The organism is Mycolicibacterium sp. P4_G11 (genome assembly GCF_056555145.1).
The window spans coordinates 199,809-214,885 of sequence record NZ_JBFUJW010000009.1; the positions used below are offsets into that span (position 1 = coordinate 199,809).

The 15,077-nt window shown below is 66.9% G+C and carries 19 protein-coding genes; 12 read left to right on the forward strand and 7 right to left on the reverse strand.

Going from position 1 to position 15,077, the window contains the following annotated elements; genetic code table 11:
• Complete coding sequence (locus AC1U2B_RS20755; protein WP_043392230.1) at positions 1-459, forward strand: Lrp/AsnC family transcriptional regulator; 459 nt, start codon at positions 1-3, stop codon at positions 457-459.
• 49 nt (positions 460-508) lie between these two features.
• Positions 509-1,840 carry an L-lysine 6-transaminase gene (gene lat, locus AC1U2B_RS20760; RefSeq protein ID WP_480218273.1) on the forward strand — a complete coding sequence of 444 codons (1,332 nt, stop codon included), beginning with the start codon at positions 509-511 and terminating at the stop codon, positions 1,838-1,840.
• Here lat and AC1U2B_RS20765 read toward each other — a convergent pair.
• Both AC1U2B_RS20765 and AC1U2B_RS20770 read right to left on the reverse strand, forming a co-directional pair.
• The gene (locus AC1U2B_RS20765; RefSeq protein ID WP_480218335.1) at positions 1,826-2,356 is read right to left on the reverse strand and encodes a restriction endonuclease; all 531 of its coding nucleotides are present in this window, start codon (positions 2,354-2,356) and stop codon (positions 1,826-1,828) included. The genes lat and AC1U2B_RS20765 overlap by 15 nt on opposite strands.
• A gap of 64 nt (positions 2,357-2,420) precedes the next feature.
• Entirely contained in the window at positions 2,421-2,615 is a 195-nt protein-coding gene (locus AC1U2B_RS20770) for a hypothetical protein (RefSeq protein WP_480218274.1), read from the reverse strand.
• Positions 2,616-2,879: 264 nt separating this feature from the next.
• Between AC1U2B_RS20770 and AC1U2B_RS20775 the strand changes: the two genes are divergently transcribed.
• From AC1U2B_RS20775 to AC1U2B_RS20790, 4 genes are all read left to right on the forward strand, one after another.
• Complete coding sequence (locus AC1U2B_RS20775; RefSeq protein WP_480218275.1) at positions 2,880-3,311, forward strand: hypothetical protein; 432 nt, start codon at positions 2,880-2,882, stop codon at positions 3,309-3,311.
• Positions 3,312-3,376: 65 nt separating this feature from the next.
• Entirely contained in the window at positions 3,377-3,808 is a 432-nt protein-coding gene (locus AC1U2B_RS20780; RefSeq protein ID WP_480218276.1) for an SRPBCC family protein, read from the forward strand.
• Positions 3,809-3,819: 11 nt separating this feature from the next.
• On the forward strand, positions 3,820-4,131 hold the full coding sequence (locus AC1U2B_RS20785) for an ArsR/SmtB family transcription factor (protein WP_043392868.1): 312 nt from the start codon (positions 3,820-3,822) through the stop codon (positions 4,129-4,131).
• 38 nt (positions 4,132-4,169) lie between these two features.
• Complete coding sequence (locus AC1U2B_RS20790) at positions 4,170-4,535, forward strand: hypothetical protein (protein WP_071285962.1); 366 nt, start codon at positions 4,170-4,172, stop codon at positions 4,533-4,535.
• A 19-nt stretch (positions 4,536-4,554) separates the two neighbouring features.
• Here the strand turns inward: AC1U2B_RS20790 and AC1U2B_RS20795 are convergent, their stop codons facing one another.
• Both AC1U2B_RS20795 and AC1U2B_RS20800 read right to left on the reverse strand, forming a co-directional pair.
• Positions 4,555-4,872: a hypothetical protein gene (locus AC1U2B_RS20795; RefSeq protein ID WP_043392245.1), complete on the reverse strand. Its 318-nt coding sequence runs from the start codon at positions 4,870-4,872 to the stop codon at positions 4,555-4,557.
• A gap of 78 nt (positions 4,873-4,950) precedes the next feature.
• Complete coding sequence (locus tag AC1U2B_RS20800) at positions 4,951-6,750, reverse strand: acetyl/propionyl/methylcrotonyl-CoA carboxylase subunit alpha (RefSeq protein ID WP_071285897.1); 1,800 nt, start codon at positions 6,748-6,750, stop codon at positions 4,951-4,953.
• A 181-nt stretch (positions 6,751-6,931) separates the two neighbouring features.
• Between AC1U2B_RS20800 and AC1U2B_RS20805 the strand changes: the two genes are divergently transcribed.
• On the forward strand, positions 6,932-7,663 hold the full coding sequence (locus AC1U2B_RS20805; protein ID WP_260940090.1) for an acyltransferase: 732 nt from the start codon (positions 6,932-6,934) through the stop codon (positions 7,661-7,663).
• 12 nt (positions 7,664-7,675) lie between these two features.
• Here the strand turns inward: AC1U2B_RS20805 and AC1U2B_RS20810 are convergent, their stop codons facing one another.
• A complete protein-coding gene (locus tag AC1U2B_RS20810; RefSeq protein ID WP_043392251.1) occupies positions 7,676-8,092 on the reverse strand; it encodes a SufE family protein in 417 nt (138 codons plus the stop codon).
• On the reverse strand, positions 8,089-8,985 hold the full coding sequence (locus tag AC1U2B_RS20815) for a sulfurtransferase (protein WP_480218277.1): 897 nt from the start codon (positions 8,983-8,985) through the stop codon (positions 8,089-8,091). Before AC1U2B_RS20815 ends, AC1U2B_RS20810 begins: the two co-directional genes overlap by 4 nt.
• A 123-nt stretch (positions 8,986-9,108) precedes the next feature.
• Here AC1U2B_RS20815 and AC1U2B_RS20820 point away from each other — a divergent pair, with 123 nt between their 5' ends.
• From AC1U2B_RS20820 to AC1U2B_RS20840, 5 genes are all read left to right on the forward strand, one after another.
• The gene (locus tag AC1U2B_RS20820; protein WP_480218278.1) at positions 9,109-10,452 is read left to right on the forward strand and encodes a nucleotide sugar dehydrogenase; all 1,344 of its coding nucleotides are present in this window, start codon (positions 9,109-9,111) and stop codon (positions 10,450-10,452) included.
• On the forward strand, positions 10,445-11,425 hold the full coding sequence (locus AC1U2B_RS20825; protein WP_418005331.1) for an NAD-dependent epimerase/dehydratase family protein: 981 nt from the start codon (positions 10,445-10,447) through the stop codon (positions 11,423-11,425). Before AC1U2B_RS20820 ends, AC1U2B_RS20825 begins: the two co-directional genes overlap by 8 nt.
• Positions 11,426-11,443: 18 nt before the next feature.
• Positions 11,444-12,202: a DUF4333 domain-containing protein gene (locus AC1U2B_RS20830; RefSeq protein WP_480218279.1), complete on the forward strand. Its 759-nt coding sequence runs from the start codon at positions 11,444-11,446 to the stop codon at positions 12,200-12,202.
• A gap of 97 nt (positions 12,203-12,299) precedes the next feature.
• Positions 12,300-13,664 (forward strand): TIGR01777 family oxidoreductase, encoded by a 1,365-nt coding sequence (locus AC1U2B_RS20835; protein ID WP_480218280.1) that lies wholly within the window; start codon positions 12,300-12,302, stop codon positions 13,662-13,664.
• 10 nt (positions 13,665-13,674) lie between these two features.
• Complete coding sequence (locus AC1U2B_RS20840) at positions 13,675-14,106, forward strand: SRPBCC family protein (RefSeq protein ID WP_480218281.1); 432 nt, start codon at positions 13,675-13,677, stop codon at positions 14,104-14,106.
• A 20-nt stretch (positions 14,107-14,126) separates the two neighbouring features.
• On the opposite strand, the gene AC1U2B_RS20845 is transcribed toward AC1U2B_RS20840, so the two are convergent.
• Positions 14,127-15,077 carry an SDR family NAD(P)-dependent oxidoreductase gene (locus AC1U2B_RS20845; RefSeq protein ID WP_480218282.1) on the reverse strand — a complete coding sequence of 317 codons (951 nt, stop codon included), beginning with the start codon at positions 15,075-15,077 and terminating at the stop codon, positions 14,127-14,129.

Consider the following 15,077-nt stretch of genomic DNA (forward strand, 5'->3'; position numbering starts at 1 on the left):
ATGGCCGAAGCGGAGCTTGACGACGTCGATCGAATCCTGGTGCGGGAGCTGATAGCCGACGGCCGGGCGACGTTGGCGCACCTGGCGACGGCGGCGGGCCTGTCGGTGTCGGCGGTGCAGTCACGGGTGCGCAGGCTGGAATCTCGCGGCGTGATCATCGGGTACACCGCACGGATCAACCCCGAGGCCGTCGGCCACATGCTGTCGGCGTTCGTCGCGATCACCCCACTTGATCCTTCCCAACCTGATGATGCCCCGGCGCGGCTGCAGTCCTTCACCGAAATCGAGTCCTGCCACTCGGTGGCCGGCGAAGAGAGCTACGTGCTGGTGGTGCGTGTTGCCTCGGCGCGGGCGCTGGAAGGCCTGCTGCAGCGGATTCGGACCGTCGCCAACGTTCGCACGCGAAGCACCATCATCTTACAGACTTTTTACGATGATCAGGTGTCGCTACCGGAATAGTTCCTGTTTGAGGTCGAACAAACTGTAAATATTGCGTTAGGATGGCGGCATGACCGCTGTTCTGACTTCTGGTGACGGGCTGTCGGCGGACAGCGCCCGCGACGTTCGTGACGTACTGGGGCGCAGCATCCTGACCGACGGTTTGGACCTCGTTCTCGATCTCGACCGCTCCGGTGGCTCATATCTCGTCGATGCGCGTGACGGCAGCCGGTATCTCGACATGTTCACGTTCTTCGCGTCGTCGGCGCTGGGGATGAACCATCCGGCGTTGACCGACCCGGCCTTCCGGGCCGAGCTCGCGCAGGCGGCGGTGAACAAGCCGAGCAACTCGGACGTGTACTCGGTGCCAATGGCGCGCTTCGTGCAGACGTTTGCGCGCGTGCTGGGTGACCCGGCGCTGCCGCACCTGTTCTTCGTCGACGGTGGTGCACTGGCGGTGGAGAACGCGCTGAAGGTCGCCTTCGACTGGAAGAGCCGGCTCAATGAGTCGCGCGGGATCGACCCGGCGCTGGGCACCCGGGTGCTGCACCTGCGCGGCGCCTTCCACGGCCGCAGCGGTTACACCATGTCGCTGACCAACACCGACCCCAACAAGGTGGCCCGCTTCCCGAAGTTCGACTGGCCGCGTATCGACGCGCCCGTGGTGGCTCCGGGCGTGGATATCGTTGCACTGGAACGGGAATCGCTGCGGCAGGCCCGGGCGGCTTTCGAGGCGTACCCGCACGACATCGCCTGCTTCATCGCCGAGCCGATCCAGGGTGAAGGCGGCGATCGGCACCTGCGGGCCGAGTTCTTCGCCGCAATGCGGGATTTGTGCGTCGAGTACGACGCGCTCTTGATCTTCGACGAGGTACAGACGGGCGTCGGGATGACCGGAACCCCCTGGGCCTACCAGCAATTGGGTGTCACGCCCGACGTGGTGGCCTTCGGCAAGAAGGCCCAGGTGTGCGGGGTGATGGCGGGCGGACGCGTCGACGACGTCGCCGACAACGTCTTCCGGGTCAGCTCACGGATCAACTCCACCTGGGGTGGCAACCTCACCGACATGGTGCGGGCCCGCCGCATCCTCGAGGTCATCGAGGCCGACGGGCTGATCGGGAACGCCGTGCGGATGGGGTGGTACCTGGTCGGCCAGCTGCGTTGTCTGGCAAGCGAATTTCCTGATCTGGTACTCAACCCGCGCGGCCGCGGGCTGATGTGCGCGTTCAGCATGCCGTCGACCGCGCAGCGTGACGAGGCGATCCGGCGGCTCTGGGAGCGACATGTCATTCTGCTGGCCAGTGGCGTCGACTCGGTGCGGTTCCGCCCGGCGCTGACAGTGTCGCGGGCCGAGATCGACGAAGCTGTCCAGGCCGTGCGGGAAGTGCTACGGACGCTCTAGAACCTGCTGCCGGATCAACCCGCGGAGCCGAGTCAGCTCGGTGCCGCTGACCAGGGTGCAGTCGTGCAACTCGGCCAATTTCCGTGCGGCTGCGGTGAAATCGTTGTTGGTGACCACCATGGTGTGCGCGCAGTCCTGCATGGGAGCGCCGGCGACCACCTCCTGGACGGCACCGGGGCCAACGGGCCGGGACAATCTCTTGCATTGAATGGCAAGGCGATTGGGGCGCGTCCCGACGATCAGATCGACGCCCCAGTCCCCGGACAGCTCGGTCATGATGACGGGCACACCGCAGGACCGGGCGATACGTGCGACGTAGTCCTCGAATTCGGTGCCGGACATGTCGTGCACGGGGTCCTCGCGGCGGCTCGGGGTGCGCATTCCGGCGACGATGTGCGGGATGGCGGCGAGCAGTAACGGGACGCCGACGGCCACGGCCAGCGCCGGTGGCCACGTCCAGCCGTGCAGATACGCCGCGCCGCCGGCGAACAGCCCTGCCGCGCCCAAGAGTTTCATCCGCACGCCAGAATCGTAGCCCGAGGATTTCGGGCGAAATGCTCTGTGCCGGTGGGCAACCAGGTCAGCTGGACCGGCCTGGCGCGGGTGCCTGCGGCACCGTGACCGGGGCCTTGGTCGGCGGCGGGGTGTCGCCTTGATTCGGTGACACGCTGGCCGACCAACTGCAGTGCGGATACGGCTCATGCGCCGGGTCCCAGGCATAGCCACCGCCGTTGTCGATGCAGCAGCTGGTGAAGCTCTTGACTCCCTCTTTCATGCAGGCCAGGTAACCGTTCCGATCAGCGGAGGCAACTGGTGCGCCGGCCACGGCAATACAGGCGATGACGGCTGGGATTGAAACGATGATGCGCGCTGGGGAAGTCATGGCGGACTCCTGGGGGTGGATGGCGCAGATTTGAGTGTTTGCTGTGTAGTACCTCGACAACTGCTGAGTGTAGGCGCCGTCGGTCCGGGGCGGAGACCAATCAGGTCTTTACACGACATCACATGACTACTACTCTCCGTAGTAGAGGTGATCCGGATGACTGGTGATTCCAGGAATTGGCAACGTAACTTCGATTGGGCTGCAGGCTTTTTGGCGGTCGCGCTGGTGCTGCACGGCGCCGATCATCTGAGGCGGGGGATGGACGTCATCCCGCCGGCGGTGATGGTGGGCGGCACGTTGCAGCTGATTCTCGCGGCTGTGACGATCGCGTTGGTGTTCAAACGGAACAGGTGGGCGCCGCTCGCCGCCGTTGGAATTGGCTATGCCGGCGCGGTGGGATTCACTGCGGCGCACCTGCTTCCGAAATGGGGATTCTTCAGCGACAGCTTCATCAATGCGCCGTCTTGGGCGCGGGTGACGACGTTCTCGTGGGTGACCGCGATCCTGGAGATTGCCGCCAACCTGGTCTTCGGCACCATCGGGCTGATGTTGCTGCGGGAGCGCCGCGTCGCACAAACTGCAATCTGACGGTTGCAGTACGAGCAGGGTTGTGCAACTCTTGAGTTGCACATAACGCCGCTCGAAGGGGAATCATGGACACGCTGGACATCACCCGCACCATCGACATCAACGCTCCGATCCAGCGCGTCTGGGATGCGCTGACGAAAGCCGAGCTCATCGCGCAATGGTTCGGTGACGAAGCGGAACTCGAGGCGATCCCGGGTGGCACCGGGTTTTTCGGTTGGAACGCCCACGGCAAGTTCCGCGTCGTGGTCGAAAGCGCCGACGCGCCGCACACCCTGGTATATCGGTGGGCGCACCGCGAGGCCGACGCCGATCCGACTCCCGAGAACTCCACCGTCGTGCGCTTCGAGCTGACCGAGATCGAGGGCGGCACTCGACTTGACCTGTGCGAGACGGGCTTTGAGAACCTCACCGACCCGCAGACCGCGCAGGCCGAGAACACCGGTGGCTGGGCGGCCGAACTCGACGACCTGGTGGCGTACCTGCGAGTGTCGGTGTGACCGACACCCACATGCCGGCGGTGTTGGCGGTGCTCGCCGACGAGACCCGGTGGCGGATCCTGACCGAGCTCGGCGCCGATGACCTGTCTGCGAGCGCACTGGCGGGCCGGTTGCCGGTGAGCCGGCAGGCCATCGCCAAGCATTTGACGGTGCTGGCCGACGCGGGGTTGGTCGAGCCCGTCAAAGTGGGTCGAGAGATTCGCTACCGGGCGCTGGGCGCCAAGCTCAGCGCGCTGGGCAACGAGCTGGAAACCATTGGCAGGCAATGGGATCGGCGACTGGCCGCGATCAAGCGGATTGCAGAGGGGCCGCTGGCGCCCTAGTGCCGGGCGAGCGCATACTGGGGTTGGCGGTGATATCGATGCTCAGTCCGACAACTGACCAGTTCCGCGACGACGATCCCAGCGTGCACGAGGCCGCGCGATTCGGTCTGGTGATGGGGAGCCTCGGGGTCGGGTTCATGGTGCTGGCCGCCGTCTGGGTCCGGCACTGCCACGGTATTGATACGACGGAGTGCGCCTGGGTGTATTCGAAGCCCTACCGAACCGTGCTGGCACTGGCCGGTCCGCTGTTCCTGTTCGGCAGCGGCGTGTGGGCCTTCGTCCGGACCTATCGGGCCTGGCGCGACAATCAGGTCTGGTGGGCTTGGCAGGGCGCCGGATGGTTCCTGTTGCTGCTGATGTCCATCGTGCTGACGATGAGCCTGCCGGTGCTGCTGTTCGCCTGAGGTTGTTCGGCGCGACTTCCTAGCCGAGCATCGCGGCGGCGAAGCGGCGCACGGACTCGACTCCCGTTGCGGCGGCTTCGTCGAACCCGGCGCGGGTGCGAACGGAAATCTCCCGCGTGGCGGGGTCCAAGGTGATCTCGGCGAGCAGTTCACCGGTCGTCGGCTCGCACACGGCCCACGAGTACAACGTGTCGGATTCCCATTGCGCCGTGCGGGTTTCCACGTGATCGGGGGAGTGCTCGCCCAAATCCGCCAGGGACGGCCGGTCGTCCATCCGCTCATCGGCGCGCAGGGCGCGCAGATACCAGGCGCCGGCGTTGATCTCGATGGCTTCCACAGCACTCCTCCTCAAAGACAACTCAGGGCTGCGATCCGTGGTGGATCGCAGCCCTGAGTCAAACCAGCAGACTGGAAACTAGTCCTTCAGCTCAGCGATGACGGTGCCCTGCGTGATGGCGGCGCCGGCCTCGACCGACAGGCCGGTCACGGTGCCGTCCTTGTGGGCCGTCACCGGGTTCTCCATCTTCATGGCCTCCAGCACCACGATCAGGTCACCCGCGGAGACCTGCTGGCCCTCCTCGACGGCGACCTTCACGACGGTGCCCTGCATCGGCGCGGTGACGGAGTCACCCGAGGCGGCCTTGCCGCCGGCAGCGCCACGCTTGCGCGGCTTCGGCTTCTTCTTGATCGCGCCGGTGGCTGCGCCACCGCCGCCACCACCGATGGCCAGGTCACCGGGCAGCGACACCTCGACGCGACGGCCACCGACCTCGACGACGACCTTCTGGCGCGGGGTGGCGTCCTCGTCGTCCAGCGGCTCGCCACCGGTGAACGGCTCGACCGTGTTGTCCCACTCGGTCTCGATCCAGCGGGTGTGCACGTCGAACTTCTCGCCGTCACCGATGAAGGCCGGGTCGGAGACCACGGCGCGGTGGAACGGGATGACCGTGGCCAGACCCTCGACGTTGAACTCCGCCAGCGCACGACGCGAGCGGGCCAGGGCCTCGTCGCGGGTGGCGCCGGTGACGATCAGCTTGGCCAGCATCGAGTCGAACTGGCCGCCGATGACCGAACCGGTCTCGACACCCGAGTCCATGCGGACACCGGGGCCGGTCGGGGCCTCGAACTTCGAGACGGGGCCGGGGGCCGGCAGGAAGCCGCGACCGGCGTCCTCGCCGTTGATCCGGAACTCGAACGAGTGGCCGCGCGGGGTCGGGTCCTCGGTGATGTCCAGGGCCTCGCCGTTGGCGATCTTGAACTGCTGCAGCACGAGGTCGACGCCTGCGGTCTCCTCGGTGACCGGGTGTTCCACCTGCAGACGGGTGTTGACCTCGAGGAAGCTGATCAGGCCGTCCTGGCCGACCAGGTACTCGACGGTGCCCGCGCCGTAGTAGCCGGCTTCCTTGCAGATGCGCTTGGCGGACTCGTGGATTTCCTTGCGCTGGGCGTCGGTCAGGAACGGCGCGGGGGCCTCCTCGACCAGCTTCTGGAAGCGGCGCTGCAGCGAGCAGTCGCGGGTACCGGCGACGACGACGTTGCCGTGCGTATCGGCGATGACCTGAGCCTCGACGTGGCGCGGCTTGTCCAGGTAACGCTCGACGAAGCACTCGCCACGGCCGAAGGCGGCGACGGCCTCACGGGTGGCCGAGTCGAACAGCTCGGGGATTTCTTCGATGGTGCGGGCGACCTTCATACCGCGGCCACCACCGCCGAAGGCGGCCTTGATGGCGATCGGCAGGCCGAACTCCTTGGCGAAAGCCAGGATCTCGTCGGCGTCCTTGACCGGGTCCGGGGTACCCGGCACCAGCGGAGCGTTGGCCTTGGCGGCGATGTGCCGCGCGGTGACCTTGTCACCCAGGTCGCGGATCGACTGCGGGCTGGGTCCGATCCAGATCAGGCCGGCGTCGAGGACGGCCTGCGCGAAGTCGGCGTTCTCGGAAAGGAAGCCGTAGCCCGGGTGGATCGCGTTGGCGCCCGACTTGGCAGCGGCATCCAGAATCTTGTCGAAGACCAGGTACGACTCGGCCGAGGTCTGGCCGCCCAGCGCGAAGGCCTCGTCGGCGAGCCGCACGTGCGGCGCATCGGCATCCGGCTCCGCGTAAACGGCGACGCTGGCCAGTCCGGCGTCCTTGGCAGCCCGGATGACCCGGACGGCAATCTCTCCACGGTTGGCGACTAGCACCTTGGAGATCTTGGAACTGGCGTGGTTGGCCACAGTGCCTCCTGACGGCGGTTCTCTAAGAAATGTCTTTAAGAATGTATCGGGTGCAGTGTAAGGCCAATACAGGTGGATCCCCGATTCGGGTAGCGGGTCGTTAGGAGATTTTCTTAGAAATCGCCGAATCGACCGGTTTCACCGGCACTTTCTGCCGCGTCCGACGGCTTGAGCAATACTGATGCGGCACCGGTCCCGCCAGGGAGCCGCGAGTAAGGGGACGCCGTTGTTCGTCGAGCCGCAGGCATCAGACCCGGAATTGATCGCACGTAAAAGGGCGGTCAACCCGAACGTCCGCATCCCACCGAAGATGCAGTGGGTGACCGACGAGGACGGCAACATCCTCAAGCACGAGTTGCCCGGGGAGACCCTGTGGCACCGCATCCGGGACACCTATGCCGCCCTGTTCTACAGCTCGGTCGTCACCCATATCCCGTTCCATTTCATACGGCTGGGCTATCTCCGGCTGTTCGGGGCCAAGATCGGCAAGGACACCGCGATCAACCGCGGCACCAGCGTCTGGTCCATTCCCTACCTGGTGATCGGTGACCGGGTCTCGATCGGCTTCCGCTGCCTGCTGGACGCACGCGCGGGCATCGCGATCGGCAACGACGTCGTCATCGCCAGCGACACGCACATCATCGCCGGCGGGCACGACATCAATCACCCGAACTTCGTGCCGGCACCCAACCCGCCGGACCCCATCGTGATCGACGACCACGTGTGGATCGCGACCCGCGCCATGATCCTGCCGTGCCTGCTCGGCCGCGGCGCCGTCGTCGCCGCACACACCGTGGTGAACAAGGAGGTGCCGCCGTTCGGCATCGTCGGCGGCGTGCCCGGCAAGATCATCGGGCAGCGCAACCCGGACGCGCTGCACTACAGCGGCAAGTTCAAGCTGCCGTTCTTCTGAGCCGTACCCGGGTCAGGCGTCGCGCAGACGGCGCTTGATGCGCGTCAGCATCGCCGACATACCCCGCAGGCGCAGCGGGCTGATCAGCTTGGCCAGCCCCAGGTCCGCGTAGAAATCGTCGGGCACCGCCAAGATGTCGGACGCCGGCAGGCCGTCCAGACCGGCCGCGAGGATCGCCGCGAAACCCCGCGTCGTCGGTGCTTCGGCCGGCGCGCTGAAGTACAGCCGCACGTGCTCGGGGTCCTGCGCATCGACATGCAGGAACAACGGTGACTGGCACTCCGGCACCGGCTCCATCGAGGCTTCTTCGAGCGACGACGGCAGCGGCGGGAGTTCGTTGGCGAACTCCAGCAGCAGCGCCAGCTTGTCCTGTCCCTGGACGTCGGCGAAATCCGACACCACCTCGGCCAGGGCCGCGGGCACGGTCATGCCGGGCCCGGCGCCGGCCCCGGTTCCTCACCAACAGCCACCGGCACCCGCACCGCGTTGCCCCATTCGGTCCACGAACCGTCGTAGTTGCGGACGGCAGGCAGACCGATCAGATGTGTCAGCACGAACCAGGTGTGGCTGGAGCGCTCGCCGATGCGGCAGTAGGCGACGGCCTTGTCGTCGGGGGAGATGAAGCCGTACAGGTCGTCGAGTTCGGCGCGGCTGCGGAAGCGGCCACTGTCGTCGACGGCCTTTGCCCACGGAATGGACCGCGCGGTGGGGATGTGGCCGCCGCGCAGCGCACCCTCCTCCGGGTAGTCGGGCATGTGGGTGCGCTCGCCGGTGTACTCCTGCGGCGACCGCACGTCGATCAGCGGCTCTTTGCCGAGGATGGCGAGGACGTCATTCTTGAAGGCGCGGATCGGAGCGTCGTTGCGCTCGACCACCGGGTAACCCGTGGTCTGCTTGCTCGGGACGTCCAAGGTGGTGTCCCGGCCGTTGGTGATCCATAGATCGCGGCCACCGTCGAGCAGGCGGACATCGGGGTGTCCGAAGAGGGTGAACACCCACAGCGCGTAGGCCGCCCACCAGTTGCTCTTGTCGCCGTAGATCACCACGGTGTCGTCCCGGCTGATGCCCTTGCGATCCATCAGTGCGGCGAACTGGGCGCCGTCGATGTAATCGCGGACGTGCGGGTCATTGAGGTCGGTATGCCAGTCGATCTTCACCGCGCCGGGGATGTGGCCGGTGTCGTACAACAGGACGTCTTCGTCCGATTCGACGATGACCAAACCGGGGCGTCCGATGTTGCCTGACAGCCAGTCGGCGGTCACCAGGCGATCGGGATGCGCATAGGTGGAGAAAGCGGGATGCGGGTCTGCGGGCAGCGGCACACTGTGAGCGTACCTAGGCCCGAAATGCGCCGCAGACCCGTAAGGTCGAAACTTGTTTGCGCGAGAGCCGCTGCGGTATGAAATCAGCTGTCTCCCACAGGGCTGACTGGAGGGATTGAGGATTTGCCAGAGAAATACGACGTCGGAATCATCGGCCTGGGATATGTGGGGCTGACCCTGGCCACCGTGCTCGCGGAAGCCGGAAACTCCGTAATCGGAATCGAGACCCGTCAGGAATTGGTCGATATGACCAATCAGGGTTTGCCGCATTTCACCGAGACCGGCCTGCCCGACGCCCTCGAGGGCGTCACCCGATTCGGGAAACTGAAGGCCGTCACCGCATTTGACGACAGCTTCTCGTGCGACACGTACATCATCACCGTCGGCACCCCGTTGTCGGCGGACGGCGTGGCCCGCGTCGACATGATCGAGGCGGCGGCCCGCGACATCGCCGGCAACATGCAGGACGGCGCGCTCGTCATCCTGCGGTCGACGGTCAAGGTCGGCACCACCCGCGACGTGGTGGCGCCACAGCTGGCCGCCAGCGGCAAGAGCTTCGACATCGCGATGTGCCCCGAGCGCACCCTGGAGGGCAAGGCGCTGCAGGAGCTGCGTGAGCTGCCGCAGATCGTCGGCGCCGACGACCCGGCGGTCGCCGACCGTGCCGCCGCGGTGTTCCGCAAGCTCACCAGCTCGATCGTGCTGGTCTCCGATATCGAGACGGCCGAGATCATCAAGCTGGTGAGCAACACGTTCCGCGATGTGCAGTTCGCGTTCGCCAACGAAGTCGCCCGGATCTGCGATGCATTCGGCGTCAGCGCCTACGAGGTGATCTCGGCGGGCAAGCTCGGATACAACCGCACCAACATCCCGTTGCCGGGTCTGGTCGGCGGGCCGTGCCTGGAGAAGGACCCGCACATCCTGATGGAGAGCGTGCGCGAACGCGGCGTCACGCTGGACATCACCGCCGCCGGCCGCCTGGTCAACGAACGCCAGCCCGCCGAGACCGTGCGCTTCATCAGCAGCGAGATCGCGCGCCGGAAGCTGGGTGCCGAAGGGCCGCTGAAGATCAACCTGCTGGGCATGGCGTTCAAGGGCCAGCCCGAGACCAGCGACCTGCGCGGGTCGATGTCCATCAAGGTGCTGGGCGAGTTGAAGGCTGCGCACCCGGATGCCGAGATCGGGGTCTACGACCCTGTCACGCCGAATGACGTGCTGGCCGAAGCGTTCCCGGGGCACACGATCTACAAGCGGTTCGGTGACGCGGTGAGCGGCGCGGACGTCGTCGTCCTCGGCAACAACCACCCGTCGCTGGGCACCATCTCGCCGCGCACCATCAGCGAGTTCATCAGCCCCGACGGTTTCGTCTTCGACTACTGGAACCACTACAGCCACCTGCCGTCCACCGAACTGGGCGACAGCTACTTCGCCGTGGGCCGCAGCGGAAAGGTCGTCGAGCGTGTCTAAGCGGGTCGTGGTCACCGGTGGTGGCGGATTCATCGGTGCCTACCTGGTCAAGCGACTGGTCCGGGACGGTTGGCAGGTCGCGGTGGTGGACTCCATGGTCCGCGGCGATGCGAGCCGATTCGCCGAAGTCGCCTCGGACGTCGAGCTTTTCACGTGCGACGTCCGCGATCAGGACGCGCTGGAGAAGGCGTTCGCCGGCGCCGAGGTCGTCATGCACCTGGCCGCCATCAACGGCACCGAGAACTTCTACAAGCAACCGGAACTGGTGCTCGACGTCGGCCTGCGCGGCGCGCTCGCGGTGACCAATGCCGGACGCGCTGCGGGGGTGCCGGACCTCATCGTCGCCTCGACCGCCGAGGTCTACCAGACACCCGCGATCATCCCGACGCCCGAGACCATCCCGCTGATGCTGCCCGACAGCCTCAACCCGCGGTACTCCTACGGCGGCGGCAAGATCGTCAGCGAGCTGATCGCCTTCAACTACGGGCAGGACCACTACCGGCAGGTGCAGGTCTTCCGGCCGCACAACGTGTTTGGACCCAACATGGGGTGGAAGCACGTCGAGCCGCAGTTCATCCTGCGGGCGCTGGGCTGCCAGGAGGCCGGCGACCCGGTGTTCCCGATCCAGGGCGACGGCAGCGAGACGCGCTCGTTCTGCTACGTCGACGACATCGTCCAGGGCATCTTGACGATGTACGAAAAGGGCGGGCACCGCGAGGTTTACCACATCGGCAGCGACGAGGAACTCAGCGTCCGGGAGCTGGCGACCCGGATCGGCCGGGCCGTCGGGGTCGAGCTCGAGATCAAGCCCGGCGAATTGCAGGCCGGTGGCACGCCGCGCCGATGCCCGGACATCTCGAAGATGCGGGCGCTGGGCTGGTCGCCGCAGGTGGCCCTGGACGACGGTCTGGCGCGCACGGTCGCGTGGTACCGCGAGCACCGAAATGACGTGCCCGCAAATGACTTGATGTAGCCCAGGCAGAATGGCGGCATGAGGGCGCGCATCTTGGCACTGGTCGTCATCGCTGGGCTGCTCCTCACCGGGCTGGCGGCGCTGGTCTACAGCCTGACGCGCCCGGACCAGGAAGCCACTCAGGCCAAGCCGTCGGCGCAGTTGCCGATGGTGGACAAGGCGTCACTGGAGCGGGCGATCCACGACGCCTTCACCAGCCAGCCGCCCCAGGCGGTGATCTGCGAGCGCGGCCTCATCGCCCGGGTCGGGCAGAGCACGCGCTGCGATGTCACGATGTCGGCGGCCTACGGTATTCAGCCGACCATCACGGTGTCGGGGGTCGACGGCGGCAAGGTCAGTTATTCGATGACCCCGGCCGTCTCCAAGCCCCAGTTGGAGGCGGCTGTGGCCGACATGGTGACCCGGGCGCGCAAGTCCGCACCCGATGCCGTGGTGTGCCTGTCGGGGCTCGAGGGCAAGCAGGGGGCGGTGGCCTTGTGCGACATCACCGATGACGGTTTCACCAGCCGGCGCACCGCGATCGTGAGCGAAGTATCCGGGCTCGCAATGAATTACGGCCTGACGCCGGTGTTGGAGAAGTCGGTGGCGGAGAGTTCTCTCGCGGCGCAACTGGGCCAGAGCCCGAGCACCGTCAAGTGCGCCGGAGATGTGGACAGCAAGGTCGGGGCGACCCAGGAGTGCACCGCGCTCGTCGGCGGGCAGAGCCGCGACTACACCCTCAAGGTCACCGACGTCGCCGACGGCAAGGTGTCGTTCAGCTATAAGCCGGTGAGCTGATTCACCGTTTCTGAAATCTCCTCGCGGGTATTCCGGACCCATCCGCCGGCCGGGTGGCTACGAATCTCACCTGAGGCCGAATCGACTCGGAGGTTTCATGGGAATCGAGTACAGCAGCGTCGTCGACGCACCCCGCGACGACGTGTTCGCCTGGCACGCACGGCCGGGTGCCATCCACCGGATGCTGCCGCCGTGGCAGCCGATGAGCGTCGTCGCGGAAGCGGCGTCGCTGGCCGACGGGTGCGCGGTACTGGGCTTGCCCGGCGGGCTGCGCTGGCACGCGCAACACAATCCCGATCGCTACGCCCCACCCGCCCGCTTCGTCGACGAATTGAGCCGGGGCGGATTGCGTTCGCTGCCAACGGGTCTGATCGGGCATTGGCGGCATGAACATCGTTTCGACACGGTCGGCGACGGGCGTACCCGAATCACCGATCGCGTCGACACACCGGTGCCCGGGCGGCTGCTGCGGCCGACGTTCCAGTATCGGCACCGCCAGCTGAGCGACGATCTGGCCGCCCACCGATGGGCGAGTGAGCACGGTGACCGACCCGGGTCGGTGGCGGTGACCGGGGCGTCGGGATTGATCGGCAGCGCGCTGACCGCCTTCCTGACGACTGGTGGCTACCGGGTGATAAGGCTGGTCCGCCATGAGCCGCGAGACGACACCGAACGTCGCTGGAATCCCGAGTCGCCCGCCGAGCAACTGCTCGACGGGATCGATGCCGTGGTGCACCTCGCCGGCGCGTCGATTGCCGGACGATTCACCGAAGGGCACAAGAAGACGGTGCGCGACAGCAGGATTGAGCCGACCCGGCGGCTGGCTGAGTGTGCCGCGCGGGCGACCGACGGACCGTCGGTCTTCGTCAGCGCGTCGGCGATCGGGTGGTACGGGCATGACCGGGCCGACGAGCAACTCGATGAGTCGGCACACCGGGGCGACGGATTCCTGGCCGAGGTGGTCGCCGCGTGGGAAGCGGCGACGGCACCGGCCGCCGCTGCAGGACTGCGCGTGGTCAACGTTCGCACCGGGATCGTGCAGACGCCACGAGGCGGCACGTTGCAGCTGATGCGGCCGTTGTTCGCCGCCGGTCTGGGCGGGCCCTTGGGCGACGGCAGCCAGTGGCTTTCCTGGATCGACATCGATGACCTGATCGATGTGTACCACCGGGCTCTGGTCGATGCCGGGTTGTCCGGCCCGGTGAATGCGGTTGCGCCACAACCGGTCCGCAACGTCGACTACACCCGGTCGCTGGCCGGGGTGCTGCACCGCCCGGCCGTGCTGCGGGTGCCCGCGGTGGCGCCGGGGCTGCTGCTGGGGCCTCAGGGCGCTCGCGAGCTGGCCTTGGCGAGCCAGCGAGTGGTCCCCGCCCGGCTCATCGAGGCGGGACATCGATTCCGGCGGCCCGCACTGGAGCAGTGCCTGCGCCACCAGCTGGGTCATCTCGAGGAGACCTCGTGAGGGCGAGCCGATGATCGACGCACAGCGACAGTTGGTCGTCGATGCGCCGGCCGACGCGGTGTTCGCCTACCTCGCCGACTTCACCACCACGCAGCAGTGGGACCCCGCCACCGTGCGGACTGAACGTATCGCCGGCGACGGCCGGGTGGGCACGCGCTACGTCAACACGTCGCGCTTCGCCGGCCGCACGTCGGACATCACTTACGAGGTGACCAGCATGACGCCGGGGCGGTCGATCGAACTGCGCGGGGTCAACCAGTACCTGATCGCTCGTGACACCATCACGGTGAGTCCGCACGCCGACGGGACCCGCATCACCTACCGGGTCAGATTTGCCTTTCAGGGTTGGCTGCGGTGGCTCGAACCGCTGCTCCAACTGGCGGTGGCGCACCTACTCGACGACGGGGCGCGTGGCCTTCGCCGCGAATTGGCGCGAATCTGATTCCGCGACAGCCGAAGTCGTCACATGTCCACGGCGGCGGTGCAGTACCGCCACACCTCATCCAGCTCCGCATCGGCGTGGTGCGTGGTGGGCAAATAATGCGTGGGACGGATCCGGCGGTCGTGCCAGAACTGTCCGGAAACTGGAGTGGGTTTGGTCGCGGTCAACCAGACCGCGGTGTCGGCGGCCTGCTCGGAGGTACGCAGGATCGGCCGCGTCAGCCGACGGAATCCGGGCAGCGACTGAGCCACGCCGGGTGTGTCCGCCCAGCCGGGATGCATGGCGGCCAGCATCACGCCGGACCAGCGCTGCGCCAACAGTGGAGTCAACGCGACCTGGATGCGCTTACTACGGGCATAGGCCGTCGCGCCGCGGTAGTGCCCCTGCCGGTATTCGATGTCGTCGACCGGAAGCGGCTGGGTGTACATGCCACCCGAGGACATGAGCACGGCGCGTGGGTCTGGCGCCGCGGCCAGCGCGGGCAGCAGGAGTTCCGTCAGCAACACGGGACCCAGCACATGGGTGGCCAACGAAAGCTCATGCCCTTCAGCGCTTTCGGTCCGGCGTTCCGGCATCACCCCGGCGTTGTGGATCACCGTGTCCAGGCGTTGACGCCGGCGCAACAGGTCGCCGGCGAACGTGCGGACCGCGGCCAGGTGCGATACGTCGCACACCTCGACCACGATGTCGGCGTCCGGCACGGCGGCGAGCACGTCGCGTCGCGCGGCCTCCCCGCGGGCCCGGTCGCGCACCGTCATCAACACTGTCGCGCCGAGCCCCGCTAGTTGGGTGGAAATGGCTTTGCCGATGCCCGAATTCGCGCCGGTCACCAGCGCCGTGCGGCCGGAGAGTGCGTCTGACGGCAGGCCGGACGCCGGCCAGAACCGTTGCCGCACGGCCAAACCCACACGCGAATACCCGAGCACCACGGTGCGGTCCAGCAGCTGGTCGAACAATCCTTCGGCAGTCAT